General features: G+C 32.8%; 23 protein-coding genes. 6 read left to right on the top strand and 17 right to left on the bottom strand.

The genetic code is table 11. The annotated features are described in order from the left end of the window. The first annotated feature begins 106 nt into the window (after nucleotides 1-106). The 3 genes from P2W75_RS02735 (at nucleotide 107) to P2W75_RS02725 (ending at nucleotide 3307) form a co-directional block, all read left to right on the top strand. A complete protein-coding gene (locus tag P2W75_RS02735; protein ID WP_276378804.1) occupies nucleotides 107-2116 on the top strand; it encodes a TonB-dependent siderophore receptor in 2010 nt (669 codons plus the stop codon). A gap of 34 nt (nucleotides 2117-2150) precedes the next feature. Next, nucleotides 2151-2495 carry a heavy-metal-associated domain-containing protein gene (locus tag P2W75_RS02730; RefSeq protein WP_207298004.1) on the top strand — a complete coding sequence of 115 codons (345 nt, stop codon included), beginning with the start codon at nucleotides 2151-2153 and terminating at the stop codon, nucleotides 2493-2495. A gap of 131 nt (nucleotides 2496-2626) precedes the next feature. Further along, the gene (locus tag P2W75_RS02725) at nucleotides 2627-3307 is read left to right on the top strand and encodes a DedA family protein (RefSeq protein WP_207298003.1); all 681 of its coding nucleotides are present in this window, start codon (nucleotides 2627-2629) and stop codon (nucleotides 3305-3307) included. A 158-nt stretch (nucleotides 3308-3465) separates the two neighbouring features. Here the strand turns inward: P2W75_RS02725 and rodA are convergent, their stop codons facing one another. From rodA to purH, 6 genes are all read right to left on the bottom strand, one after another. Then, nucleotides 3466-4701: a rod shape-determining protein RodA gene (gene rodA, locus P2W75_RS02720; RefSeq protein WP_207298002.1), complete on the bottom strand. Its 1236-nt coding sequence runs from the start codon at nucleotides 4699-4701 to the stop codon at nucleotides 3466-3468. 15 nt (nucleotides 4702-4716) lie between these two features. Then, entirely contained in the window at nucleotides 4717-6681 is a 1965-nt protein-coding gene (mrdA, locus tag P2W75_RS02715; protein ID WP_207298001.1) for a penicillin-binding protein 2, read from the bottom strand. Beyond that, the gene (locus tag P2W75_RS02710) at nucleotides 6678-7184 is read right to left on the bottom strand and encodes a rod shape-determining protein MreD (protein WP_207298000.1); all 507 of its coding nucleotides are present in this window, start codon (nucleotides 7182-7184) and stop codon (nucleotides 6678-6680) included. The genes mrdA and P2W75_RS02710 overlap by 4 nt, the downstream gene beginning before the upstream one ends. Beyond that, nucleotides 7177-8007, bottom strand: a complete 831-nt coding sequence (mreC, locus tag P2W75_RS02705; RefSeq protein WP_207297999.1) for a rod shape-determining protein MreC — start codon at nucleotides 8005-8007, stop codon at nucleotides 7177-7179. The genes P2W75_RS02710 and mreC overlap by 8 nt, the downstream gene beginning before the upstream one ends. 111 nt (nucleotides 8008-8118) lie before the next feature. Continuing rightward, nucleotides 8119-9147 carry a rod shape-determining protein gene (locus P2W75_RS02700; protein WP_008466528.1) on the bottom strand — a complete coding sequence of 343 codons (1029 nt, stop codon included), beginning with the start codon at nucleotides 9145-9147 and terminating at the stop codon, nucleotides 8119-8121. Between the two features lie 57 nt (nucleotides 9148-9204). Then, complete coding sequence (gene purH / locus P2W75_RS02695; RefSeq protein WP_207297998.1) at nucleotides 9205-10731, bottom strand: bifunctional phosphoribosylaminoimidazolecarboxamide formyltransferase/IMP cyclohydrolase; 1527 nt, start codon at nucleotides 10729-10731, stop codon at nucleotides 9205-9207. 164 nt (nucleotides 10732-10895) lie between these two features. Between purH and P2W75_RS02690 the strand changes: the two genes are divergently transcribed. After that, nucleotides 10896-12143: an ABC transporter permease gene (locus P2W75_RS02690; RefSeq protein WP_207297997.1), complete on the top strand. Its 1248-nt coding sequence runs from the start codon at nucleotides 10896-10898 to the stop codon at nucleotides 12141-12143. 204 nt (nucleotides 12144-12347) lie between these two features. Here P2W75_RS02690 and P2W75_RS02685 read toward each other — a convergent pair whose 3' ends face one another. The 5 genes from P2W75_RS02685 to P2W75_RS02665 all read right to left on the bottom strand — a co-directional run bounded on the left by P2W75_RS02685 (nucleotide 12348) and on the right by P2W75_RS02665 (nucleotide 18578). Further along, nucleotides 12348-12890, bottom strand: coding sequence for an SMI1/KNR4 family protein (locus tag P2W75_RS02685; protein ID WP_276378803.1), 543 nt, complete (start codon nucleotides 12888-12890; stop codon nucleotides 12348-12350). 283 nt (nucleotides 12891-13173) lie between these two features. Continuing rightward, nucleotides 13174-13575 carry a helix-turn-helix domain-containing protein gene (locus P2W75_RS02680; RefSeq protein ID WP_276378802.1) on the bottom strand — a complete coding sequence of 134 codons (402 nt, stop codon included), beginning with the start codon at nucleotides 13573-13575 and terminating at the stop codon, nucleotides 13174-13176. A gap of 344 nt (nucleotides 13576-13919) precedes the next feature. Further along, on the bottom strand, nucleotides 13920-14777 hold the full coding sequence (gene accD / locus P2W75_RS02675; protein ID WP_008466538.1) for an acetyl-CoA carboxylase, carboxyltransferase subunit beta: 858 nt from the start codon (nucleotides 14775-14777) through the stop codon (nucleotides 13920-13922). A 111-nt stretch (nucleotides 14778-14888) separates the two neighbouring features. Continuing rightward, nucleotides 14889-15956: a class II fructose-bisphosphate aldolase gene (gene fbaA / locus P2W75_RS02670; RefSeq protein ID WP_207297995.1), complete on the bottom strand. Its 1068-nt coding sequence runs from the start codon at nucleotides 15954-15956 to the stop codon at nucleotides 14889-14891. A gap of 60 nt (nucleotides 15957-16016) precedes the next feature. Continuing rightward, complete coding sequence (locus P2W75_RS02665; RefSeq protein ID WP_276378801.1) at nucleotides 16017-18578, bottom strand: BamA/TamA family outer membrane protein; 2562 nt, start codon at nucleotides 18576-18578, stop codon at nucleotides 16017-16019. Between the two features lie 37 nt (nucleotides 18579-18615). On the opposite strand from P2W75_RS02665, the gene P2W75_RS02660 reads away from it, so the two are divergent. Further along, nucleotides 18616-19344, top strand: a complete 729-nt coding sequence (locus P2W75_RS02660; protein WP_207297993.1) for an RNA methyltransferase — start codon at nucleotides 18616-18618, stop codon at nucleotides 19342-19344. A gap of 9 nt (nucleotides 19345-19353) precedes the next feature. Here P2W75_RS02660 and P2W75_RS02655 read toward each other — a convergent pair whose 3' ends face one another. The 4 genes from P2W75_RS02655 to P2W75_RS02640 form a co-directional block, all read right to left on the bottom strand. Then, complete coding sequence (locus tag P2W75_RS02655; protein WP_207297992.1) at nucleotides 19354-20067, bottom strand: porin family protein; 714 nt, start codon at nucleotides 20065-20067, stop codon at nucleotides 19354-19356. Between the two features lies 1 nt (nucleotide 20068). Next, complete coding sequence (gene ubiE, locus P2W75_RS02650) at nucleotides 20069-20800, bottom strand: bifunctional demethylmenaquinone methyltransferase/2-methoxy-6-polyprenyl-1,4-benzoquinol methylase UbiE (protein WP_207297991.1); 732 nt, start codon at nucleotides 20798-20800, stop codon at nucleotides 20069-20071. A gap of 572 nt (nucleotides 20801-21372) precedes the next feature. Continuing rightward, nucleotides 21373-21855, bottom strand: coding sequence for a dihydrofolate reductase (locus tag P2W75_RS02645; RefSeq protein WP_207297990.1), 483 nt, complete (start codon nucleotides 21853-21855; stop codon nucleotides 21373-21375). A 12-nt stretch (nucleotides 21856-21867) separates the two neighbouring features. Beyond that, nucleotides 21868-22212 carry a 2TM domain-containing protein gene (locus P2W75_RS02640; protein WP_207297989.1) on the bottom strand — a complete coding sequence of 115 codons (345 nt, stop codon included), beginning with the start codon at nucleotides 22210-22212 and terminating at the stop codon, nucleotides 21868-21870. A gap of 238 nt (nucleotides 22213-22450) precedes the next feature. On the opposite strand from P2W75_RS02640, the gene P2W75_RS02635 reads away from it, so the two are divergent. Next, nucleotides 22451-22747, top strand: coding sequence for an isoamylase early set domain-containing protein (locus P2W75_RS02635; RefSeq protein ID WP_207297988.1), 297 nt, complete (start codon nucleotides 22451-22453; stop codon nucleotides 22745-22747). A 38-nt stretch (nucleotides 22748-22785) separates the two neighbouring features. On the opposite strand, the gene P2W75_RS02630 is transcribed toward P2W75_RS02635, so the two are convergent. Continuing rightward, complete coding sequence (locus P2W75_RS02630) at nucleotides 22786-23637, bottom strand: thymidylate synthase (RefSeq protein ID WP_276378800.1); 852 nt, start codon at nucleotides 23635-23637, stop codon at nucleotides 22786-22788. A 77-nt stretch (nucleotides 23638-23714) separates the two neighbouring features. Next, complete coding sequence (locus P2W75_RS02625) at nucleotides 23715-24338, bottom strand: bifunctional nuclease family protein (protein ID WP_207297986.1); 624 nt, start codon at nucleotides 24336-24338, stop codon at nucleotides 23715-23717. Between the last annotated feature and the right edge of the window lie 54 nt (nucleotides 24339-24392).

Raw genomic sequence — 24392 nt, 5'->3', positions numbered from 1 at the left:
TGTTTTTAGAATCAAGTCATTTCGTGTGGCTTGAAATGTAATGTTTGTGTGTTTCTTATTTTGAGAAATAGCATTCAAAAATCTAAACAACATTAAAGTCTTTTTTATGAAAAAAAATATCATGCTTTTTGTGGTGTTTTTGCTTTCTGTTCCTATGTTTTCACAAGAAAATCTGGAAGAAGTAAAAATCACAAAAAAGCAAAAAGGAATTAAAAAATCCTATACACTTACAGCCAATACTTCATTAATTACGAGTAAAGAACTTTTAAAAGCAGCTTGTTGTAATCTGGCAGAAAGTTTTGAAACGAATCCGTCTATTGATGTCAATTTTTCGGATGCATTAACGGGAACAAAACAAATCAAAATGTTAGGACTTACAAGCCCGTATTTAATGATTACAGAAGAAAATATTCCTTCTGTACGAGGTGCTTCACAGGCTTATGGATTGTCTTTTACACCGGGAACATGGATTGAAAGTGTTCAGATTACCAAAGGCGCAGGGAGCGTTATCAATGGTTATGAAAGTATTTCTGGACAAATTAATACAGAACTTCTAAAACCATTAAACGACATTCCGTTTTTTCTAAATGCGTATGGTTCTACCGATTCAAGATTTGAATTGAATACACATTTCAACAAGAAATTATCAGATAAATGGGCCACAAGTTTATTCGTTCATGGAAATGCACGTGTCGCCAAAAATGATATGAACAACGACGGTTTCTTGGATAATCCGCTAGGAAAACAAATCAATGTTTTAAATCGGTACCAATATTATGATGCTGAAAGCGGACTGGTGAGTTTTATCAATTTCAGATATATGAATGATAAAAAACAAACCGGAGAACTTGATTTTGATAAAGATCGTGATCGTGGTACAACCAATCACTGGGGATCAGAAATCAATACAGAACGTTTTGATGTTTCTACAAAAATTGGTTATGTTTTTCCTGATATGCCGTATCAGAGTATTGGTTTTCAAAACTCATTTAACAGCCACAAACAAGATTCTTATTTTGGTTTAAATCTCTATGATATTAGACAAAATAGTTTCTATTCGAATTTGATTTTCAATTCGATTATTAATAATACGATGCATAAATTCACAACGGGTTTGAATTTTACATACGATCAATATCAAGAGTTTGTGAATATTGTGGATTACAGCCGAATTGATAATTCTGTTGGAGCTTTCTTTGAATATACCTATGATAATACCGATAATTTCAGTGTAATTTTAGGTGGACGAGTAGACAACAGCAACCGATTAGGATTTTTTGTAACGCCACGTTTACATGTTCGTTACAATCCTTGGAAAAATGGAGTACTTCGTTTTTCTGCTGGAAGAGGCAAACGTTCGGCTAATATTTTTGCCGAAAATCAGCAGTTATTTGCCAGTTCAAGAACTTTTTCAATTTTAGATAATAATGGAAAAGTATATGGGCTAAATCCAGAAATTGCATGGAATTACGGAATCAGTTTTTCTCAGAAATTCAAACTATTTAATAAAAATGCCGAAGCTGGTTTTGATTTATACCGAACCGATTTTCAAAATCAGGCGATAGTAGATATTATGCAAAGTCCGCAGGATGTTTTGTTTTACAATTTGAAAGGAAGCTCTTTTGCCAACAGTCTGCAGGTTGAATTTAATTATGAGTTGATTCAAAATTTGAATTTGAGAACAGCTTATAAATATTATGATATCCAAACAGATTATTTAAGAGGAACTTTCCAGCGTCCGCTTCAAGCAAAACATCGTTTTCTGGGGAATTTAGAATACGAAACGACTGCAAGTGATGAAGGAAAACAATGGAAATTCGACTATACATTTAACTGGTCAGGGAAACAACAGCTTCCTTACACGGCTTCTAATCCTGCTGAGGATCAGTTTCCTGATTTTTCACCTTCGTATGCTGTAATGAATGCTCAGGTTACACGAATTTTTTCTCCTGTTTTTGAAGTATATATAGGAGGAGAGAACATCGGTAATTACAAACAGCAAAAAGCAATTTTAGGCGCTAATGATCCATTCGGTCCAAACTTTGATGCTTCTGTAGCATACGCTCCAATTTTCGGACAGATGTATTATGCAGGATTACGATTCAAAATCAAATAAAGAATATTAATTTTACACACTAAATAGATACAAAATGAAGAATTTAATTTTAATAGCGATAATTAGTTTTTTAGGATTTACGGCTGAGGCTCAAACTAAAAAAAATAAGAATTTAAAATACACGACAGAAGTAAACGGAAATTGCGAACAGTGCAAAAAACGAATTGAAAAAGCCGCATTTGGTGTTCCAGGTGTAAAAACTGCTTCGTGGGATGTAAGCACGCACCAGCTGAGTGTTATTTTGAATGAAGAAAAATCTTCTACAAAAGATTTAAATATGGCAGTTGCAAAGGCCGGACACGATACAAAGGAAGTAAAAGCGACAGATACAGATTATAATAATTTACATTCTTGCTGCAAATACGAAAGAGAACAATAATTTTTTAGAAGCCCAAGTTGATACTTGGGCTTTTTTAATAGTTAATTTATCTTTAAAATACCGCTTTTAATTGTTGTTAAAATAAATAATCGTTAATTTCACAAGCTGATACGTATAACCAAACTCATTTTATGAATAACTTTCAATGGACCCAGTTACTAAACCCTGAATTTTATATAACTTTAAGTATCGGAGGTGTTCAGATTGGGTTATTTATTGTTCTGTTTATTGTATTCGCAGAAACAGGACTTTTCGCAGGCTTTTTCCTTCCAGGGGACAGTTTACTTTTTTTAGCAGGTATTTATAGCCGAGATTTAATTCAAAATGTTGTTTATATCCCAGGTGATTTCATAAATGTATTTTTGCTTTCTACTGCAGTAGCTTTAATGGGAGTATTAGGTAACATGACAGGTTACTGGTTTGGAGCAAAAAGCGGTTATTACTTATTTAAGAAAGAAGATACTTTCTGGTTTAAGAAAAAATACCTTTTACAATCTAAAGATTTCTTCGAAAAATACGGCGGAAAAGCTATTATTTATGCTCGCTTTCTGCCAATCTTCAGAACATTTGCACCTATAATTGCAGGAATTGTTTCGATGGATAAAAAGAAGTTTATGTTCTATAATATTTTGAGTTCTTTTTTGTGGTCGTTTATTTTGATCTTTTCGGGACATTATTTATATGGTGTCTTTTTAGAACAAGGAATCGATTTAAAAGAGCATATTGAAGTTATTATTATAGTTATTATCATCATCTCGACATTCCCGGTTTTACTTAAGCTTTTAAAGAAAAAACCAACAGAGCAAATATAAAATATCATAAAAATAAAAATCCCCGAAGTATTCTTCGGGGATTTTTTTATGTCAATCTGTTAGTGAAACAGATAAAATTATTTGTCTAAAAAGAGATTTTTAAATCTCATATATATTAAGTCAATTGGAATTTGGAATTTAAATATTGGTATTCAAGATTACCATTCATTTACCTTATTAGCATCCATTTTTAAGAAGATAAATAGCAAAATGGTGAAGCCCCAGAGTCCAGAACCTCCATAAGAAAAGAAGGGCAGAGGAACCCCAATTGTTGGGAAAATACCAATAACCATGGCAATGTTAACGAAGAAATGTATAAACAGAATTCCGGCAACACAATATCCGTAAACCCGACTGAATTTTGTTTTCTGTCTTTCAGCTAAATAAATTACTCTTAAAAACAGACAAGTGAAAAGCAAGATAACGACTAAAGAGCCAACAAAACCCCATTCTTCTCCAACGGTTGTAAAAATGTAATCTGTATGTTGTTCTGGCACGAAACCTCCTTTTGTCTGCGTACCTTCTAGGAAGCCTTTTCCAAGCCATCCTCCAGATCCAATCGCAATTTCAGATTGATTGGTATTGTATCCAATACCTTTCATATCAACGGTTTTACCCAATAAAATATTGAAACGATCTCTGTGGTGCTGTTTAAAAACGTTGTCAAATACATAATCAACAGAAAGAACAAAACCAGAGATTACCGCTAGCATAATAGCACTTAAAATGATATTTCTGTCTACAGCCCTACCTTTAAAATGAATAATCAATAGTACTCCAAGTGAAATTAAAATAACCACATATGGTTCTAATACGAGTGTAAGGACGAATAATAAAATGGTAATAAATCCTGTCCATACATACCACGAAGGAAGTCCTTCTCTAAATAAAACCAAAATGAAAACGCTGTAAATTAAAGCACTTCCTGGGTCAGGCTGTGGTAAAATTAGCATTACTGGAAGAAAGACGATTGCTAAAGCCTGCAGCTGCCTGTTGGTTTCTTTTAAATTTATTTGAGTGTCACTTAAATATTTGGCCAATGCCAATGAAGTTGCGGCTTTTGCAAACTCCGAAGGCTGAAGTGTAAAACTTCCAATAGCGTACCAGCATCGCTGACCTGCAATTGTTTTTCCAAAAAGAAATAATCCGGCTAAGGACAAAAGGGAAACACCGAAAATTATACTGGCGTATTTTTCATAAAATTTTCCGTCAACAAAAAGCACAACAAAAATTAAAGGAATGGTACATCCAATGAAAATCAGCTGTTTTTGATAAGTGCCATCTGTTGATAATAGAGAAGATGAATAGATATTCAGCCAGCCTAAAGTTACCAACGCAATGTAGATAAAGACACTTATCCAATCAATATTATTTTTTACACTTTGATTTTTCATTTGAAATAATCTTTCTTAGTTCTGTTTAGTAGTGTCTATTGTTGTTTTCTTAGCTTCAGTTTTAGGAGCTTCAGTTTTTGGTTTTACGATTTTTGCTTGTAAAATAGAATCTTTCGGTACCGATTCAATTTTGCTAGCTTCGTTCATTCCGCCTAGTTTAGCATATTCAGCAGCCAAACTTTTGTTTAAAACTCTTGTTTCAAGATCTGTTCTGGTAATTTTATGTCTCAGATATTTCTCTATCATTAAACTCGCAATAGGTCCGGCTACGTTGGCACCAAAACCTCCGTTTTCAATCATGATTGCAATAGCAATTTTTGGATTGTCTTTTGGAGCAAATGCTACGAAAATAGAGTGGTCTTTAAGCTGTGTTCTTTTACCATTAATTTTAGCAAAGTTCTCAGCAGTACCAGTTTTTCCGCAAATATCAATTCCGTTTACTTTAAGCGCATAAGCTGTTCCTTTGTTATATACATCAAACAAACCGCTGATAACTGGAGGAAAATATTTCTGGTCAATCGTAGTCGTATGTTTTGTGGTAAACTTAGCATCAATTTTCTTGCCCTCAATTTTCTTAATGATGTGAGGCGTGTAATAATATCCTTGATTTGCAACAGTTGCCATCATGTTTGCAAGCTGAATCGGCGTCATTAAGACCTCTCCCTGTCCAATCGCATTAGATACAATCGTTGAACTTCTCCATCCACCATTAGGATAAATTCTTTTATATGTTTTTGATGTTGGAATATTTCCTCTTTTACCTGTTGGTAAATCATATCCCATAAATTGTCCTAAACCAAAACTTTTTACGTGATCACTCCAAACGTCAACCGCTTTTCCAGGATCTGCATATTTGTTTATGGTCAACATGTAAGCTTGGCCAAAATAGGTGTTGCAAGAATTGTAAATTCCATTATGAAGCTGATGAGGTCCAAAACCGTGGCATTTCATAAAACGTCCGCCTCCATAACTAAATCCGTGATGACACATAAAAGTCGTTTGTTCGTTTACAACGCCTTCTTGTAAAGCCACTAGTCCAGTTAAAATTTTAAATGGAGAACCCGGAGGATATTCTGCTAAAAGTCCTCTGTCATATAATGGTTTGGCGATAGAATCATGATATAAAAGCGTGTAGTTTTTAGATCTTTGTCTTCCAACTAAAATTCCCGGATCATAAGAAGGAGCAGTAACTAAAGCAAGAATTTCCCCTGATTTAGGTTCGATTGCTACAATTCCACCTCTTTTATTAATCATTAATTCTTCTCCGTATTTTTGAAGTTCTGCATCAATAGTTAAATTGATATCTTCTCCAGCAACGGCAATCGTATCGTATCGTCCTTCTTTATAAGGACCAATTTCACGGTTGTATTTGTCTTTCTGAATGTATTTTACACCTTTTATACCGCGTAAAATTTCTTCATAACTTTCTTCTACACCTTGTTTTCCAATTAAATCCCCGCTGTTATAGTACGGATTCTGTGCAATTTGTTTTTCGTTTACCTGCGTAATGAAACCAAAAATATTCGCGCCATAATCTACTTCGTAATCACGAAGAGAACGTTTCTGGAAGTAGAAACCTTCGTATTTTCTGATTTTCTCTTGAAAAGCAGCAAACTCGTTTTTATTTAACTGAGATAAAAATACAGATGGAAGTCTCGGACTATAAACTTTTGCTTTTGCAATTCGTTTATCGTATTCTTCTCTTGTAATATTTAAAAGTGCGCAAAATTCGGCCACATTAAGATCTTCTTTGATATCTCTTGGAATTACCATGATGTCATAAGAAGCTTGATTGGCAACCATAAGTTTGCCATTTCGATCATAAATATAACCTCGTTCCGGGTAGTCGTAGACCTTTTTTATCGCATTATTTTCTGATTTCAATTTAAATGAATCGTCGACAATCTGCAGATAGAATATCCGAATCACTAGCAAAGACGCTGCAATAATAATTAAAGAGGGCAGCAAGACTTTTCTCATCGTTTATTGGGCTTAATAAGATAAATTATTATAATTGAAGTGATAATAGTAAAAATGGTGCTAAAGAGTGTTCGGAGCAATACATCGATAATGAACTTAAACTGAAATGCTTCTAATGTAAACAGTACAATATGATGTAATAAAACCGAGACCAGAATAAATGAAAACCGTTCTGGTGTTAATGATTCGTTTAGTTTAATGGTTTGGTATTCATAACTTAATCCGAAAGAGAACTTGAAAATATAAGGTCTGTAATACGATAATATTAAGCAAGCTGTTGCGTGAGTTCCTCCCGAATTACAAAACATATCCATTACCAGCCCTAATAAGAAACTTGAAATAATCAAACCAGCTCTATTACTGTTTACTGGATATAATATGATGTATAAAATATAAGGGAATGAGCTTATGTATCCTAGAAAATTCATGTTATTGAAAATAACAATTTGAACTGCCAGCAGTATAATGAAACGAAAAATATTTACTAACAAAGCGCTATTCATTTTTTTCTTTGCTTTTGTTTTCTAGATTAATAAGTTCTTCTCTGTCTTTACTTTTGATAATATAAACGTGTCCTAGATTCGTCATGTCATTAAATAATTTAACATTTATGACGTAGTAACTGGTGTTCTTTTTAATAAAGATTTTATCTACTGTACCAATGTTGATTCCCTCAGGGAAAATTACCGATTGTCCTCCCGTAACAATAGTATCACCTTTTCTAATAGATGCTAGTCTAGGGACATCTTCAAGCTGTACAAATCCTGTGCTTTTTCCGTCCCAGGTAAGAGAACCAAAATGATTTGATTTTTTGATTTTAGCATTAATCTGAGACTTCATATTCAAAATACTTACTACAGTTGAGTAATTTGGAGAAGTATTGTCTATAACACCCACGATTCCTAAACTGTTAATTACTCCCATATCTTGTTTAACTCCTTCATTTCTTCCGGAATTTAATGTGATATAGTTTTCGTGTGTATTGTATGAGTTATGAATTACCTTGGAAACGATAATATCTGCTGGTTTTACCCCTTTAATACTATCAGGTAGCGGTGCTTTGGTAGTGTCTTCTTTATTAAATAAAAGACTTTTTAACCTTGCATTCTCTAATACAAGTTCATCATTTTCGGCTCTTAAATTCAAATATTCGTTTACACGATTAATTCTTTCATAAACACCTCCGCTTAGAAAATTAGCCGAACTGATTACTCTGCTTCTGTGATAAGAATGCGATTGAATTGTGAGCGTCAACGAAATACCTAAAAGCAGCAAAAACAGCAATCGATTACTGTTTCTTATAATGAAATTAAAAATTTGCTGCATTTCTTGTCTGGTTATTTTGTTTCAGGATATGCTTTAAGGTTTCAGATTTTATAAGGGTCAAATATTAAAAATCCGACCCTTATAAAAGTAAATTGATTGTTATTTTAGATCTTATTTAATTAAGATACTTTTAAATTTTGCAATGTTTTTAAGAGCCATTCCTGTTCCGCGTACAACTGCTCTTAATGGATCTTCGGCAATGTAAACCGGTAAATCTGTTTTTTGAGAAATACGTTTGTCAAGACCTCTTAACATTGATCCTCCACCAGCTAAATAAATACCAGTGTTGTAGATATCGGCAGCTAACTCAGGTGGAGTTTGAGATAATGTTTCCATTACCGCATCTTCAATACGCTGAATCGATTTGTCTAATGCTTTTGCAATTTCACGGTAAGAAACATCAACTTGTTTTGGTTTACCAGTAAGTAAATCTCTACCTTGAACAGACATATCTTCTGGTGGTCCATCTAAATCTTCGATAGCCGCTCCAATTTGAATTTTAATTTTTTCTGCGGTACTTTCTCCTACGAAAAGGTTATGCTGTGTACGCATGTAATATACGATATCATTTGTGAAAACGTCACCTGCAATTTTTACAGATTTATCACATACAATTCCGCCTAATGCGATAACTGCAATTTCAGTTGTACCACCTCCAATATCCACAATCATGTTACCTTTAGGCTGCATAATGTCGATACCAATACCAATTGCCGCTGCCATTGGCTCATGGATCAAATAAACCTCTTTACCATTTACTCTCTCACAAGATTCCTTCACCGCTCTCATCTCCACTTCAGTAATACCAGAAGGAATACACACAACCATACGTAAAGCTGGGGTAAACATTCTTTTTTTCAATGCAGGAATACTTTTAATGAACATATTGATCATTTTTTCCGAAGCATCGAAATCAGCGATTACACCATCTTTTAAAGGCCTTATAGTTTTGATGTTTTCATGTGTTTTACCTTGCATCATGTTGGCTTCTTTACCAACAGCAATGATTTTGCCAGATACTCTATCACGTGCAACGATAGACGGACTATCAATAACAACTTTATCATTATGAATGATTAAAGTGTTTGCGGTTCCAAGGTCTATCGCAATATCCTCGGTCATGAAATCAAAAAATCCCATAAGTTTTTTAGGGGTTTAAAATGTTATAAAATAATTTATCGAACAAAGTTAAACAAATTAATGTTTAAAATGACGTGTTCCTGTAAATACCATTGCAAGATTGTTTTCATTGCAATAATTTATGCTTAATTCGTCTTTTATCGAACCTCCTGGCTGAATTACAGCAGTTATTCCTGCTTTTTTGGCTAATTCTACACAATCCGGAAATGGAAAAAATGCATCACTTGCCATCGAAGCTCCGTTTAAATCAAATCCAAAAGCCTTTGCTTTGTCAACAGCTTGAATTAAAGCGTCAACTCTTGAAGTCTGACCTGTACCAGAAGAAATCAATGTTCCGTTTTTAGCAAATACAATAGTGTTTGATTTTGTATTCTTGCAGATTTTAGAAGCAAAGATCAAATCTTCGATCTCTTGAGCAGTAGGTTCTGTAACTGTAACGGTTTTTAAATGCTCTTTATTATCTGTAATATTATTTCTGTCCTGAATTAACAATCCGTTAAGACAAGTTCTTACTTGACGAGATGGTAATTCAACTTCATTTTGGACTAAAATAATTCTGTTTTTCTTTTCTTGTAAAACTGTGATTGCTTCATCATCATATGATGGTGCGATTACCACTTCGCAGAATAATTTATTGATTTCTTGTGCAGTTTCTAAATCAATTTTTGTGTTTGAAATCAAAACTCCACCAAAAGCAGAAGTTGGATCACAAGCTAAAGCAGCTAAATAGGCTTCGCTGATTGTTTTTCTTGAAGCCAAACCACAAGCATTGTTGTGTTTTAGAATAGCAAATGTTGGTCCATCTGTTTTAAATTCAGCAATTAAATTTACAGCAGCATCAACATCTAATAAATTGTTGTATGATAATTCTTTTCCGTGCACTTTTTTGAACATAGCGTCAAAATCGCCAAAGAAGAATCCTTTTTGATGAGGGTTCTCACCGTATCTTAAAACTTGACCATTTGCAATGCTTTCTTTGTAAATAGTTTCGTCAGTATTGAAATAATTAAAAATAGCTCCATCATAGTGAGATGAAACATGAAAAGCTTTTGAAGCAAACAATCTTCTGTTTTCAAGAGTTGTACTTCCGTCTTGTTCTGTAATAATATCTAAAAGCAAGCTGTATTCGTTTACAGAAGCTACGATTACAGTGTCTTTAAAGTTTTTAGCACCAGCGCGGATTAATGAAATTCCTCCAATGTCAATTTTTTCAATAATATCTTGCTCACTTGCACCTGAAGCAACAGTTTTTTCAAAAGGATACAAATCAACAATTACTAAATCAATTTGAGGAATGTCAAATTCTTTCATTTGCTGTACATCGCTCTCGTTATCCTGACGGTTTAAGATTCCTCCAAAAATTTTCGGGTGAAGTGTTTTTACTCTTCCGCCCAGAATTTCAGGAAATGATGTAATATCTTCTACTGGAACTACCGGAATTCCAAGGTTTTTAATGAATTCTTCTGTTCCTCCAGTTGAGTAAAGTGTTACGTTTTGCTCGTGTAATTTTCTAACGATTGGCTCTAATCCATCTTTTGAAAAAACAGAAATTAACGCTGATTGTATTTTTTTTGTTGTGCTCATTGTGTAGTTATGATTTTCAGACTGCAAAAGTAGTTTTTTTATATATTATTTTAAAAAAATTAGTGTAACATTCTCGTAAAAAAATCTACTGATGAGTAAGTTAACTTTTATTAGGTTTTTGTTTTTAAATTATTGAATTTTACTTTATTGAAAAATACAATTATATGCTTCTTTATCTAAGATTATTAAAAGAAAGTTTAGGTTTTGCCATCAATGCGCTGCGCAATAATAAACTGCGTACTTTGTTGTCGCTTTTAGGTGTTACAATTGGTATTTTTTCAATTATAGCCGTTTTGGCAGCCGTTGATTCTTTAGATAAAAAAATCTCTAAAGATTTGAGCAGCTTAGATAAAAATACGATTTATTTAATGAAGTTCAACTTTGGACCTTCAGAAATTCCACAATGGAAAAGAGAACAGTTCCCAAATGTAAAGTATGATGAATATGTGGGATTAAAAAATTCCATGAATAATACAGAGCAAGTCGGATATCAGCTTTTTGTAAATCACGAAACTTTAAAATACGATTCTAAAACCGTTGCCGATGTAAATATTATTCCTTCGTCTTTCGAAATGGTCGATATTGATGGATTAAGTTTTGATAGAGGAAGATTTTACAATGAATCCGAATCAAATTCAGGAACTCCAGTGATTGTTTTAGGATACGATGTTGCCGATGGTCTTTTTGGAGGCAGTGATCCAATTGGAAAAAATATTCGCTTATATGGACAAAGATTTAGTGTTATTGGGGTAATGGCGAAACAAGGCGCTGGTTTTTTTGGAGATAGTAACGATACTTCGGTTTATCTGCCAGCTAATTTTTTACGCCGAATGTATGGTGATAGTGATTCAATGACGCCGGTTATTGTTTTAAAACCAGAAAAAGGTGTGGACATGGATGCTTATAAAGCTGAAATTGCGCAAAAATTAAGAGCCATTCGTGGTATAAAAGCAGGAGAAATGGATAATTTCTTTATTAACGTGCTTTCTGGTTTTACAGATTTTATAGACGGGATTATTGGTCAGATGAATGTTGTAGGATGGATTATTAGTGGTTTTTCTCTTTTGGTGGGAGGCTTTGGAATCGCTAACATCATGTTTGTTTCGGTAAAAGAAAGAACCAATTTAATTGGTATTCAAAAATCATTAGGTGCAAAAAACAAATTTATTCTGTTTCAGTTTTTGTTTGAAGCAATAATTTTGTCTGTAATTGGCGGTATTATTGGTTTGTTAATGGTTTGGGGAATTGCTCTTATTCTAACAAAAGTACTTGATTTTGATTTTGTTTTAAGTCTCGGAAATATACTTTTAGGAACAGGATTAGCAGCGCTTATCGGGTTAATTTCGGGAATTCTTCCAGCTGTTTCGGCAGCAAACTTAGATCCCGTTGAAGCGATTCGAACTGGAATGTGATTTTTTTTTTGAGGTTCAAAGATCTAGAGTAACAAAGGTGCAAAGGTTTTTTGTGAAAGGTGCTTAGATAAGTAAGGTTCAGAGTTTTTTAGAAATGAAAAATATTTTAAAGTGCCATAAAGTTTATCTGCTTTATCTTTATTTGAACAGGTTTTTCAATTTTGTATGTAGCTCCGAAGTTGAGAGATATGGGACTAACATTATTTATAAAGATTCTTCTCCTTTTGTCTTTACAATCTTTATGATCCAATCTTCAAAGCTTCTCCAAGATTTGAGTTCATCAGAAGTTTCTGCATATTCATAGATAGGGTATTCGTGACAATAGATGTCAAAATTATTTGTATCTTGTTTTGTTGTACAAAAACCAATCCAATCACCCATTGAGAGATGACTGCCAATCATAAAATAGTTCTCTTCTGTCACTTCATCTTCTTCTTCAATTTCTTTTTGTACTAGTGCATTGTACTCTTTCAATTGTTCTAGATTGTAAAGTTCGAATTTAGCAAAATATTCACCAATAAAGAAGTGACCAGATCCTATTTCTTGTAAGAAGTAATAATATGAATCTTCTAAATTGTTATTCGTTAATTTTTTTATATCCTGTAGTTCTTCAACTGAAATATTTTGAATTTGAAAAGTTTTGATTTCAGCTTTTTCTTCTCCATAAAATGTATTTTCAACCATCACCTCATTTTTGTGAATCCAGTTTTTAAATTCATTAACAGCATTAATATATTCGGTTCTCATTTTTATGTAAATATTTATTTAATATAAGTTTCTGTCATTAAACAAACAGGTTAAGTGCAAAGATAAATAAATACATGTTAAAAATAAGATTTTTCTTTCTTTTTAATATTGTTTAATTTTATGATTTTTAAAACTTTATAAATCTTAGTTTAAGATTTTAATTTAAATCCAGAGAAATAAATTCCGCAGGAATTAAATATCGTAGCAAATGGTACATATTTAGCATAAAAAATCCCAAGAAGTAATTTCTTAGGATTTCTTTATAATTTTATATCGTTGATTTTTATTTGTCTTTTAACAATTTTTCTAAATATTCAACTTTTTCTTTTTCTGCTAAAACCAAACGCTCGTAAAGTTCTACAACTTTATCTAACGGATTGAATGTACAATGAGTTGGATTGAACATTCCATTTATTCCAGTGCTGGTACTATTATCATAAAAATTATTAAAATAACTTATCATATTTTCTTCTGTAAAGTTTTTTATTGCTTCGGCACTTACTCCAAGTGCTTTTGCTACTTCTGCAAGTTTTGTGTCGTCTATTGTTTCGCTATTTTCTATTGCAGATACAGTTTGCTGACTGGTTCCTAAAGCCTGAGCTAAAGCTTCTTGCTTCATATCTCTAAGTTCACGAATACGACTTATTTTTCGTCCTATGTGATTTTGTTTTGTTGTTATGCTCATGGTTCAAAGATATTTATAATGCTTTAATAAAAATTGATTTTGGTAAAAAACAAATCCGTTTTTGTGAGATACATTTTAATAGTTCACTTAGATAAAACTATTATTGCAGAACAAAAATACAATTTTTCGGACAAGTATTTATTTGAATATAGAAACAAAAAGTTTATCTGCCTTCCTGCAAGGTTTTCGAAACCTTGTAGGTATTTCTGAAGATTCTAATGATTAAAAAAATCTAAACCTACAAGGTTTTGAAAACCTTGCAGGATACTTAAAACTAATATGATTTAAATAAAAAAATCCCAGAAATCAATTTCTGGGATTTTCAATTTTAAATAGTTTTAAAACTATTTTCTAATATCATTATTTTGAATCAAATCGATATATAAGTTGATCTTATCTTTCAATTCTTTTCTAGGCGTGATAAAGTCTAAGAAACCGTGCTCTAAAAGAAACTCAGCAGTTTGGAACCCTTCTGGTAAATCTTTTCCTGTAGTGTCACGTACAACACGCGGACCAGCAAAACCAATTAATGCGCCTGGTTCAGAGATGTTGATATCTCCTAACATTGCGTAAGAAGCTGTTGTTCCTCCTGTCGTTGGGTCTGTACAAAGAGAGATGTATGGTAATTTAGCTTCAGCTAATTGAGCTAATTTTACAGAAGTTTTTGCTAATTGCATTAAAGAATAAGCAGCTTCCATCATACGAGCTCCACCGGATTTAGAAATCATTACAAAAGGAAGTTTGTTTTTAATAGCATGATCAATACCTCTTGCGATTTTTTCTCCTACTACAGCTCCCATAGATCCACCAATGAATGCAAAATCCATACAGCAGATTACAAGTTCTCTTCCTTTAGATTTTCCTACTCCTGTACGAACAGCGTCTTTAAGGTGAGTTTTTTCCATTACATCTTTCAAACGATCTGCATATTTTTTTGTATCCACAAAATGCAGAGGATCTTTTGATGTCATGTTTTTATCTAACTCAACAAATTCGTTGTTGTCGAATAAAATTTCAAAATAGGTTGCGCTTCCAATTCGAACGTGAAAATCATCTTCTGGGCTTACGAATAAATTTCTCGCTAATTCGTCAGCATCAATAATTTTTCCAGTAGGAGATTTGTACCACAATCCTTTCGGAACGTCCATCTTGTCTTCTGTCGCGGTCGTAATCCCTTTTTCTTGTCTTTTAAACCAAGCCATTTTTTTAATTTTAGAATGTAGATTTTAAATTTTAGATTTTTCAATCTGAATTCAAAATTTAAATTTCAGGCTCCATTAGAAATCTGAAATCTAAATTCAAAAATCTAAAATTTAAAGTGTGTTTACGTTATTTAAGTCAGCAAAAGCTTGTTCAAGTCTTGCATTGAATGTTACTTCGCTTTCACGAACCCATCTTCTTGGGTCATAATATTTTTTGTTTGGAGCATCTGGACCTTCTGGGTTACCAATTTGAGATTTCAAATAGTCAAGGTTTTTCACCATATAATCACGGATTCCTTCAGTGTATGCAAATTGTAAATCTGTATCGATGTTCATTTTGATAACTCCGTAGCTAATTCCTTCTCTGATTTCTTCAAGTGTAGAACCTGAACCTCCGTGGAAAACAAAATCAACTGGATTGTGTCCTGTGTTGAATTTCTTCTGTACGAAATCCTGAGAATTTTTTAAGATTTTTGGAGTTAATTTTACGTTTCCTGGTTTGTAAACACCGTGAACGTTTCCGAAAGCAGCAGCGATAGTAAATTTAGGGCTCACTTTAGATAATTCTTCGTAAGCATAAGCTACTTCTTCTGGCTGCGTATATAATTTTGAGCTGTCTACGTCTGAGTTGTCAACGCCATCTTCTTCACCACCTGTAATACCAAGTTCGATTTCTAATGTCATTCCCATTTTGCTCATTCTAGCCAAATATTCTTTACAGATTTCAATGTTCTCTTCGATTGGCTCCTCAGACAAATCGATCATGTGAGAACTGAATAATGGTTTTCCTGTTTCTGCAAAATGTTTTTCAGAAGCATCTAATAAACCATCAATCCAAGGTAATAATTTTTTAGCACAGTGGTCAGTGTGTAAAATTACAGTTGCACCGTAAGCCTCTGCTAAAGTATGAATATGTTTTGCTCCAGCGATTCCACCAGCGATAGCTGCTTTCTCACCTGCATTAGATAAACCTTTTCCGGCGTTAAATTGTGCTCCTCCGTTTGAAAATTGAATAATAACTGGCGCATTTAGTTTTGCTGCAGTTTCAAGAACTCCATTGATTGTACTTGATCCTGTAACGTTTACTGCTGGAAGAGCAAAACCTTTCTCTTTAGCATAGTTAAAAATCTCTTGTACTTGATCTCCTGTAGCTACTCCTGGTTTAATGTTGTGTGCCATTTTAATTTTTTTTATAGTTGTTTTTAGTTTTTAGGTTGCAAAAATAAGAATTAATTAGCATTAGAACGGATAATTTATACCAAAATTTAAAACCGAATGCCCAAAATTGTATTCCTTAAACCATCGATCGCCCTTGTCATGCGCCGGATTATAAGTCTTAAAGCCTAAATCCAAACGAATAACAAAGAAGCTTAAATCGTATCGTAAACCAAATCCAGAACCTAAAGCAATTTCATCTAAATCGTTTAAGTTGTTGAATTTTGCTTTATTGTCAATCACATTATCGAGCACATTCCAGATATTTCCTGCGTCTGCAAAGATTGCTCCCTTCACATCACCAAATATTTTAAATCGGTATTCGGCACTAAGCGCAATTTTCATGTTGGCCTCGTTAAAATCGTCAACTGCATTTGTGCTTCCTGGACCAAGTGAATAAGGCTGCCAAGCGCGGTTATCATTTGAACCTCCAGAATAATAACTTCGTGAAAACGGAACATAGTTTGAATTTCCAAACGGAACAGCAATCCCAAAGAAACTTCTTACAGCCAGAACTTTTTCTTTTCCAAAATCCCAGTGTTTGATATAATCAAATTCAGCTTTGGCATATTCGGCATATTCTAAATTGAAAATTTCATAGTTCCCATTTGAATTTTTTGGAAGACTTCCAATTGTTGAAATGGCAGATAATAATGTACCAGCCGATTCTAGTTTGGTTTTAAACTGATAGAAATTATTGTCAGCTAAATCTTTTTTTGTGGTTTTAGTAAAAGTGTAACTAGTGGCTAAAATAAAATCGTTTTCTGTTAAACGAACTCTTCTTTCTTCAATACTTTCTACATCTTTATATTCTGACGAGCCAGGTTGTAAAGCAGTTTTATTGCTTAAAACGTCATTTGTAAAGCCAGTAGTTCCATCGGGAATTCTTAGGTTTCGATCTTCTGGATTGTCAAAATAGCTTTCATTTTCATTGTATGCTTTACCAATATTATTTAACTCTCTATAAGAAGAGGTGTAAACATTAAAATAATTATTAGGATTTAAGTTTCGAACATATTGTGCATTAAGCAGATCAAATTTTACAGTGTTATGACGTTTAGGCGACCAATTGTATGAGAAACCGCCTGTGAAATTTTCTTTGTCAAGACCAATGTTGGTTTGTTTTGAAAAACCTGCCGAAATAGAAGTCGAAGGAATCATTCTTTTCGGAATAATTTTTTCGGTTCCAAAAGGCAGTAGAATTCTTGGAAAATTCAGTTTTAAATCCAATCCGTATTCTGAAACATTAAAAAAGGTGTTGTTAGGATTTGCCATGTCTTTTGAAGAACCAATATTGGCACGCGCCGAAATCTCTAAAGTTTCAGCTCTATTAAATACATTTCGAATGGTTTCCGAAATACTGGCTCCAATACCAAAATCCTGAATATTAGAATGTGTAAAATCAAGAGTAGCACCAAAACTGTATTTTTTTCTTGGCGTTAAATACACATTTGCGATCAATGATTCTGCAGTTGGATCTCTTTTGTCAACTTCATATTGAATCGACGGATAATTAAATATTTTAAGGTTATTTAAATATCGCGATGAAAGTGTTGTTCTAGTGTCAGAATATGTGCTTCCTTTATTAATAAAGATAGCATCAGTAATAGCACGAGGTTTGTACTTTAATTTTTTATAGCTGTAAAGATTAAAATTATTATACGTTACACTATCATTAACTTTAGATTTGGCATTTGCAGGCGAATAGTCAGTGTATATGTTAACGTCGCTTATTTTGTAAAGTTTAAAAGGTTCTGTTCTGCTTGAATCTCTTTCCTGAATATTATTGTTGTTGATTACAAGTGTAACATCGGCTTTATTTTTTTTGCCAATCGTATCAATATCAAAAGTTACATAAGTAGGCTGGAAAAAGTAAGCACCGTTATTTCTGAAATATGTTGTAATACGGTTTTTTTCTTCTTCAAAATCGGCAGTTTTATATTGGTTTCCTGATTTTATAAAAGAAGGTTCATTGTTGTTTTTGAATAATGAATCAAGAGCAGGAGTCATTATCTTAGATTTAATAGTATCTAGAATGTACGCAGGTCCAGTCGTAATATTGTAATTTACCTGAGCTTTCTTTTTGGCAACACTGTTAATTGTATAATCTGTCGAAACATTAAAATAACCGCTGTTGAAATAGTAATACTTCAAACGAGTTAAGGTTTTTTTTGTTTTGGATGTGTCAATAATTACAGGAGGTTCTCCAGTGTTTTTTAAAAATTCGTGGATTCCTTTATATAAAAATGACTGTCCGAGTCTGTCGACTTGTTTAGCAGATAATAATTTTGCCTGACGCTCATATAATCCAGGATGTTTTTTGAATTTTGCCTGATAAGTAGAGTCTGGATTTAAGTTAGCCAGATTGTAAAGATTTAAACGAAGTTTGTATCCTAATAGGGTACCATTTGGTTTTTGATACATTTGATTAGTTGCATTTTCGTCATTGGTAGATTTTCCATTTACCAGAATATTATTTTTGACAAGAAGATATTTTCCATCAGGAACTCTTTTTACAGCATTACAAGCACAAATAAGTATTGCTATTAGAAGAAATGCTATTATTTTTGTGGAATTATTTTTCAAGTGTTATTAAATATTTAATTCAAAAGTACATTATTTTATGGTTAGTAAAAACCAAATAAAACTTATATCAGGCTTGCATCAAAAAAAACAGCGTTTTGCTAATCGATTATTTTTTGCTGAAGGAGTAAAGGTAATTCAAGAATTATTGCAATCCAATTTTGAATTAGAGCATTTATACACCACTTTAAATGATTTTGAAGAAGTTCAAACTTCAAAACGAACTTTAATTAATGATCAAGAACTGAAAAAAATAAGTGCTTTATCGACTCCAAATACTTGTTTGGCAGTTTTTAAAATGCCACAAGAAACAGAAATTCTTAATTCTGGGTTAATTCTGGCTTTAGATGATATTCGTGATCCCGGAAATATGGGAACGATTATGCGTCTTTGCGACTGGTTCGGAATTAAACAAATTGTTTGTTCCAAAGAAACAGTCGACATTTATAATCCAAAAGTAGTGCAGGCCACCATGGGATCAATTACCAGAGTAAACGTTAGTTATGTTGATTTGAAAACGTTTGTTAGCCAGACAAAATTACCTGTTTTTGGAACATTTATGGATGGAGAAAATATTTATCAATCAAACCTGCCTCAAGATGGAATCATTATTATGGGTAATGAAGCCAACGGAATTTCGGCAGAAATTGAAAAAATAGTGACCAGCCGTCTTACTATTCCAAGATTTGGTGAGCTGCAAAAAACAGAAAGTTTAAATGTAGCAACAGCAACAGCAATTATTCTTAGTGAATTTAAACGAAATAGTTAAGATTTTGTTTTAATGAAATGTAAAATTTATTAAAATAGCTCTCGATTTCATCGAATCAATATTGTCGGTCCATGGACTGGCACCATTTATAGGTTTGTCGCGGATTAATTCATCGCCAATACCAAACATACCTCTTACTGAAGGAGAGAAAATAAAATACTCTGTAAAGAAATCAATTCCAAAACCCACTTCATAAGCGGCTGTCCATTGTTTGACTCTAAATTTTCCTTCAAAGTTGTCATCTTGAGATTTTGAATTGCTGGATAAGTTTAAAGTGGTAGACATTCCGCCTACTAAATAAGGGCGAATGTTTCCTGTACGCAGCGACGAAAATTTAAGCAGCAAAGGGAAGTGAATATAGGTGCTGTTTACTTCTCTTAAGTAATCTTTTTCTAAATCAAAGCCTGGATAGTACAAATCACGTTTTGTATAATATAAACCAGGTTCGAAACGCAGGTTGATATATTCTTGTAATCGTAAGTCAGCGACAACCCCAACATTAAATCCAGTTGTTTTTTTAACCTGAATATCATTTGTAACAGGAGTTTTATAGTCAAACTTAAAGTCGAAACTGTTAAAGCCTAAATAATACCCAAAATAGACACGTTGTTTCTGCCAGTTTTCGAGATTGATAATAGGATCTTTGCTAAACATATTTTTAGCAAACTGAGAGTATCCCTTTGTGGTTAAGGCTAATAAAACTACAATTACAATTTTTTTCATACTATTTTTTAGATGCTGAATAAATGGTTGCTACACCAAAAGTTTGCGGCATTGCTACAACATCTATAAACCCAGTTTTTCTTAAAATATTGTTTAAAGCTTCTCCATAAGGAAAAACAGCGGCAGATTCAGATAAATAGCCATATGCTGAATTGTCTTTAGAAAAAATCTTTCCTATAACCGGAAGTATATTTTTGGTGTAGAATTTATATCCTTGTTTATATGGTGTTTTTTCTGGTACCGAAGTTTCCAGAATCACGAAAATTCCGTTAGGCTTCAATACACGTAAAATTTCTGCAAAACCTTTTTCAAGATTTTCAAAATTACGAACACCAAATCCTACTGTAATAGCATCAAAATGGTTGTCTTCAAAAGGAATGTTTTCAGAATCTCCCAAAACCAAATCGATTACATTTGAAAGCTTTTTGTCTTCGACTTTCTTTTTTCCCACTTCAAGCATTCCGGCAGAAATATCCAGTCCAATAATTTTTTCTGCATTGGTTTTAGCCATCAAAATTGCCAGATCACCAGTTCCTGTAGCAATATCTAAAATAGTTTTTGGTTTGGTATCAGAAACTATTTTAAGTACTTTTTTTCTCCATTTCGTATCAATACCAAATGAGATTACGCGGTTTAAATTATCATAGTTGCCAGAAATGTTATCAAACATTTGGGCAACCTGCTCTTTCTTTCCTAAAGAAGAGTCTTTATATGGAGTTACTTTTTCAGACATTATTATAATTTACGCAAATATAAACAATCTGCTGTAACTGTAATTGAGTTTTTTAAAATGTCCGTTAAATGTTTTAAAACAAGGTCTAAAACGGGTTTTTTACGAAGTTATTCAGCATCACCAAAAACAGTGATTTGAAAAAAATCACTAAAAGTGGGTATTGTGCAACGTAGATTTTATGCCCAACTTTGCTGAAGTAAAAATGATAAAATTAATGATTGATCTTGTCATTGACTTAATCAGATGAGTGTTTTTTTTGCACTGATATTCATCTGTTCAAGTTAGTAGTTTTTAAAAGTGTTGTTCTTGGGGGAATACAATTTTAAAAGTGCGAAATACGTTCTTAGGATTAAATTTGTTTTTGGAAATTTTAATTTTCTTGCCTTTAATATCTTAGTGGTATTTGTTATTAAAGGCTTTTGAGACTCTTAGTCTCATTTAACATTAAATGTTATTCAGTTATTTCAAATGTTTTTACGCGTTTGTGATTTTTTACAAAAACTATTTTCTTGAGCGAGTCAATACAAAATTAATCAGTTTTTAAAAAACATCCTTCAAAAGAGGATGTTTTTTTATTTTCTAATGTAAGTTTCGTAAGTGTAATCGTAAAGATGTTTTTCATCTTTAAAATTTTCTTCAGCTTCAACTAACTGCCATTCACTTTTACTAATTTTTGGAAAAAAAGCATCAGCATCAAAAGTGTGATGTACTTTTGTAATTTCAAGAATATCAGAAAAAGGCATTCCAAGAGTGTAAATCTCGCCTCCGCCTATAATGTACGAATCTTCATTTTCAGGGCATAATGCAATAGCTTTTTCCATACTGTCAACCACAATGCAGCCTTCAGGTTTGTAATCTGTTTGTCTTGTTATTACAATATGAACTCTGTTAGGTAAAGGTTTAGGAAAACTTTCAAAAGTTTTTCTGCCCATAATAATATGATGATTTGTGGTAAGAGATTTAAATCTTTTAAAATCATTTGGAAGATGCCATACTAATTCGTTATTCTTCCCAAGGGCATTATTTTCGGCAATAGCCGCAATCATTATAATCATAATACGCTGAAACTAAATTTTATTCTCAGTATCTTCATTTATTTTAGATTCTAATTGACTAATTCTTTTCTGTTGTAAAGCAACTAATCGGTCAATTTGTTCTCTTTCCCATTTTTTATTCATAAATCGGTCTGTAATGTAAACTTTTATAAAGTGTAAAATAAACAGAAAGAACCATAACGTAATTCCCCATAAACACCAGTTGTGTTCTGATGATGCTCCAAACCCGAAAAATTTATTAGCGACAAATATAAATAAGCTTCCAAGTAGAAAGAGTACAAAATGGAAATACAGGACTTTTTTTTGTCTTATACGTCTTCTGGCATACTCGTATTGTTCGTGCACTTCTTTTTCCATAAGATATAAATGAGATTATAAAGTTAAAATTTATTTTGAAAACACCATATTTTGGCTACATAAATATTCTACTCAATACAGATCTAAATTCTCAATCCTAAAAAAATAGGCACTTTAAATTATAGATACAATTAAAATCATGTAGTCTTTTTATTATAATCGTAAATCGGTTATAGTAGTGTACAGAGTTCGGATGAATTTCTTTAATTTAGTGTATGAATCTAAAAACTAAATAGTTATGTCTCTTAAGAAACAATTTGTCAAAACTAAACCAGTTTGTAAAGTAACCTTTTCTATCGATGCCAAAGATGCTGATTCGGCAGCAGTTGTTGGAGATTTCAATAATTGGAACGCAGAAGAAGGTGTTTTAAGCAAACTTAAAAACGGAACTTTCAAAGCTACTTACGATCTGGTAAAAGATGCGATTTACGAATTTAAGTATGTAATCGACGGAAATTATGTAAACGATCCCGAAGCTGATTTCTACAAATGGAATGATTTTGCCGGGAGTGAAAATGGAGTAGTAGTTGTATAAAAAAATCCGCTTAAATTTATTTAGCGGATTTTTTAATATTATACAGCAACACTTCCTTTGATGGCAGGATGTGGATCATAGTCAACAAGTGTAAAATCGTCATAATCAAAATCGAAAATGTTTTTGATCTCAGGATTTAAAATCATTTTTGGTAATGGTTTTGGCTCACGTGTTAACTGCAATTCCAATTGTTCAAAATGATTGTTGTAAATATGCGCATCACCAAAAGTGTGGATAAAATCGCCTGGTTCTAAATCGCAAACTTGTGCAATCATCATCGTTAATAATGCGTACGAAGCAATATTAAAAGGAACTCCTAAAAATATATCTGCACTTCGCTGGTATAATTGGCAGGATAATTTTCCTTTTGTTTCTCCTTTTTCAGGATCTGGACTTGCCACATAAAACTGAAAAAAGGCATGACATGGAGGTAATGCGGCTTTGTTGTTGGCAACATTTTCTTCAAAAGATTTTTTAGTATCTGGCAAAACCGATGGATTCCATGCAGAGACTAGCATTCTTCTACTATTCGGATTTGTCTTTAATTCTGTAATTAATTCAGAGATCTGGTCGATTTCTTCGCTGTTCCAGTTACGCCATTGATGACCGTAAACGGGACCTAAATCGCCATTAGAATCGGCCCATTCGTCCCAGATTTTTACTCCGTTTTCCTTTAGGTATTTTATATTAGTATCTCCTTTTAAAAACCAAAGTAATTCGTAAATAATGGATTTTAAATGAAGTTTTTTAGTCGTAACCATTGGGAAACCTTCACTTAAATCAAAACGCATCTGGTAGCCGAAAACACTTTTTGTTCCTGTTCCTGTTCGGTCTCCTTTTTGATTGCCGTTTTCTAAAACGTGTTTTACTAAATCTAAGTATTGTTTCATGTGTTTGTTTATTCGGTTATTCGTTTAATGGTTTAATCGATTTAACGAATAAACGGTTCAACGATTAAACATTGAATTTATCTTCTGGAAATTTCGTCTCTAATTTTGGCTGCTTTTTCATAATCTTCTTGAGAAACGGCTTGATCCAAAAGTTCGTTTAATTCTTGAAGACTGTGTTTTGCATACACGTCGCCAGATTGGTTGCTTTCTTCTTCACGTCCAAAAGTTTCAGGATTTGAAAGAACATCATCAATTTCCTGAGTTCCCTGATCGCTTTCGGCAGTATTTGATTTTAAATAAATTCCAGCTTTATCCAGAATGTTTTTGTAAGTAAAAATAGGGGCATTGAAACGTAATGCCAGAGCTATTGCGTCTGAAGTTCTTGCGTCAATAATTTCTTCAATTTTATCTCTTTCGCAGATTAAACTTGAATAAAAAACACCATCGACTAATTTATGAATAATAACTTGCTTTACTACAATATCAAATCTTTCAGCAAAGTTTTTGAATAAATCGTGTGTTAACGGACGCGGTGGTTTTATTTCTTTTTCTAGGGCAATAGCGATTGATTGAGCTTCAAAAGCGCCAATAACAATTGGTAATTTTCTTTCGCCGTCGACTTCATTCAAAATTAAGGCATAAGCGCCATTTTGAGTTTGGCTGTACGAAATTCCTTTTATGGATAATTTTACTAGACTCATATATGTTTGTAAAAAAGGCACTTAGCGCCTCATTTTAATACTTCTTTGGATTAA

Source organism: Flavobacterium sp. H4147 (assembly GCF_029360735.1).
Lineage (GTDB): Bacteria > Bacteroidota > Bacteroidia > Flavobacteriales > Flavobacteriaceae > Flavobacterium > Flavobacterium endoglycinae.
Note: the sequence above shows the minus strand (reverse complement) of the source record. Positions and strands in the feature narration are given on the sequence as shown.

What these genes read in the sequence shown, in the direction of transcription:
- P2W75_RS02735 (WP_276378804.1), top strand. Translation starts at nt 107, where the DNA reads ATGAAAAAAAATATCATGCTTTTTGTGGTGTTTTTGCTTTCTGTTCCT.
- P2W75_RS02730 (WP_207298004.1), top strand. Translation starts at nt 2,151, where the DNA reads ATGAAGAATTTAATTTTAATAGCGATAATTAGTTTTTTAGGATTTACG.
- P2W75_RS02725 (WP_207298003.1), top strand. Translation starts at nt 2,627, where the DNA reads ATGAATAACTTTCAATGGACCCAGTTACTAAACCCTGAATTTTATATA.
- rodA (WP_207298002.1), bottom strand. Translation starts at nt 4,701, where the DNA reads ATGAAAAATCAAAGTGTAAAAAATAATATTGATTGGATAAGTGTCTTT.
- mrdA (WP_207298001.1), bottom strand. Translation starts at nt 6,681, where the DNA reads ATGAGAAAAGTCTTGCTGCCCTCTTTAATTATTATTGCAGCGTCTTTG.
- P2W75_RS02710 (WP_207298000.1), bottom strand. Translation starts at nt 7,184, where the DNA reads ATGAATAGCGCTTTGTTAGTAAATATTTTTCGTTTCATTATACTGCTG.
- mreC (WP_207297999.1), bottom strand. Translation starts at nt 8,007, where the DNA reads ATGCAGCAAATTTTTAATTTCATTATAAGAAACAGTAATCGATTGCTG.
- P2W75_RS02700 (WP_008466528.1), bottom strand. Translation starts at nt 9,147, where the DNA reads ATGGGATTTTTTGATTTCATGACCGAGGATATTGCGATAGACCTTGGA.
- purH (WP_207297998.1), bottom strand. Translation starts at nt 10,731, where the DNA reads ATGAGCACAACAAAAAAAATACAATCAGCGTTAATTTCTGTTTTTTCA.
- P2W75_RS02690 (WP_207297997.1), top strand. Translation starts at nt 10,896, where the DNA reads ATGCTTCTTTATCTAAGATTATTAAAAGAAAGTTTAGGTTTTGCCATC.
- P2W75_RS02685 (WP_276378803.1), bottom strand. Translation starts at nt 12,890, where the DNA reads ATGAGAACCGAATATATTAATGCTGTTAATGAATTTAAAAACTGGATT.
- P2W75_RS02680 (WP_276378802.1), bottom strand. Translation starts at nt 13,575, where the DNA reads ATGAGCATAACAACAAAACAAAATCACATAGGACGAAAAATAAGTCGT.
- accD (WP_008466538.1), bottom strand. Translation starts at nt 14,777, where the DNA reads ATGGCTTGGTTTAAAAGACAAGAAAAAGGGATTACGACCGCGACAGAA.
- fbaA (WP_207297995.1), bottom strand. Translation starts at nt 15,956, where the DNA reads ATGGCACACAACATTAAACCAGGAGTAGCTACAGGAGATCAAGTACAA.
- P2W75_RS02660 (WP_207297993.1), top strand. Translation starts at nt 18,616, where the DNA reads ATGGTTAGTAAAAACCAAATAAAACTTATATCAGGCTTGCATCAAAAA.
- P2W75_RS02655 (WP_207297992.1), bottom strand. Translation starts at nt 20,067, where the DNA reads ATGAAAAAAATTGTAATTGTAGTTTTATTAGCCTTAACCACAAAGGGA.
- ubiE (WP_207297991.1), bottom strand. Translation starts at nt 20,800, where the DNA reads ATGTCTGAAAAAGTAACTCCATATAAAGACTCTTCTTTAGGAAAGAAA.
- P2W75_RS02645 (WP_207297990.1), bottom strand. Translation starts at nt 21,855, where the DNA reads ATGATTATAATGATTGCGGCTATTGCCGAAAATAATGCCCTTGGGAAG.
- P2W75_RS02640 (WP_207297989.1), bottom strand. Translation starts at nt 22,212, where the DNA reads ATGGAAAAAGAAGTGCACGAACAATACGAGTATGCCAGAAGACGTATA.
- P2W75_RS02635 (WP_207297988.1), top strand. Translation starts at nt 22,451, where the DNA reads ATGTCTCTTAAGAAACAATTTGTCAAAACTAAACCAGTTTGTAAAGTA.
- P2W75_RS02630 (WP_276378800.1), bottom strand. Translation starts at nt 23,637, where the DNA reads ATGAAACAATACTTAGATTTAGTAAAACACGTTTTAGAAAACGGCAAT.
- P2W75_RS02625 (WP_207297986.1), bottom strand. Translation starts at nt 24,338, where the DNA reads ATGAGTCTAGTAAAATTATCCATAAAAGGAATTTCGTACAGCCAAACT.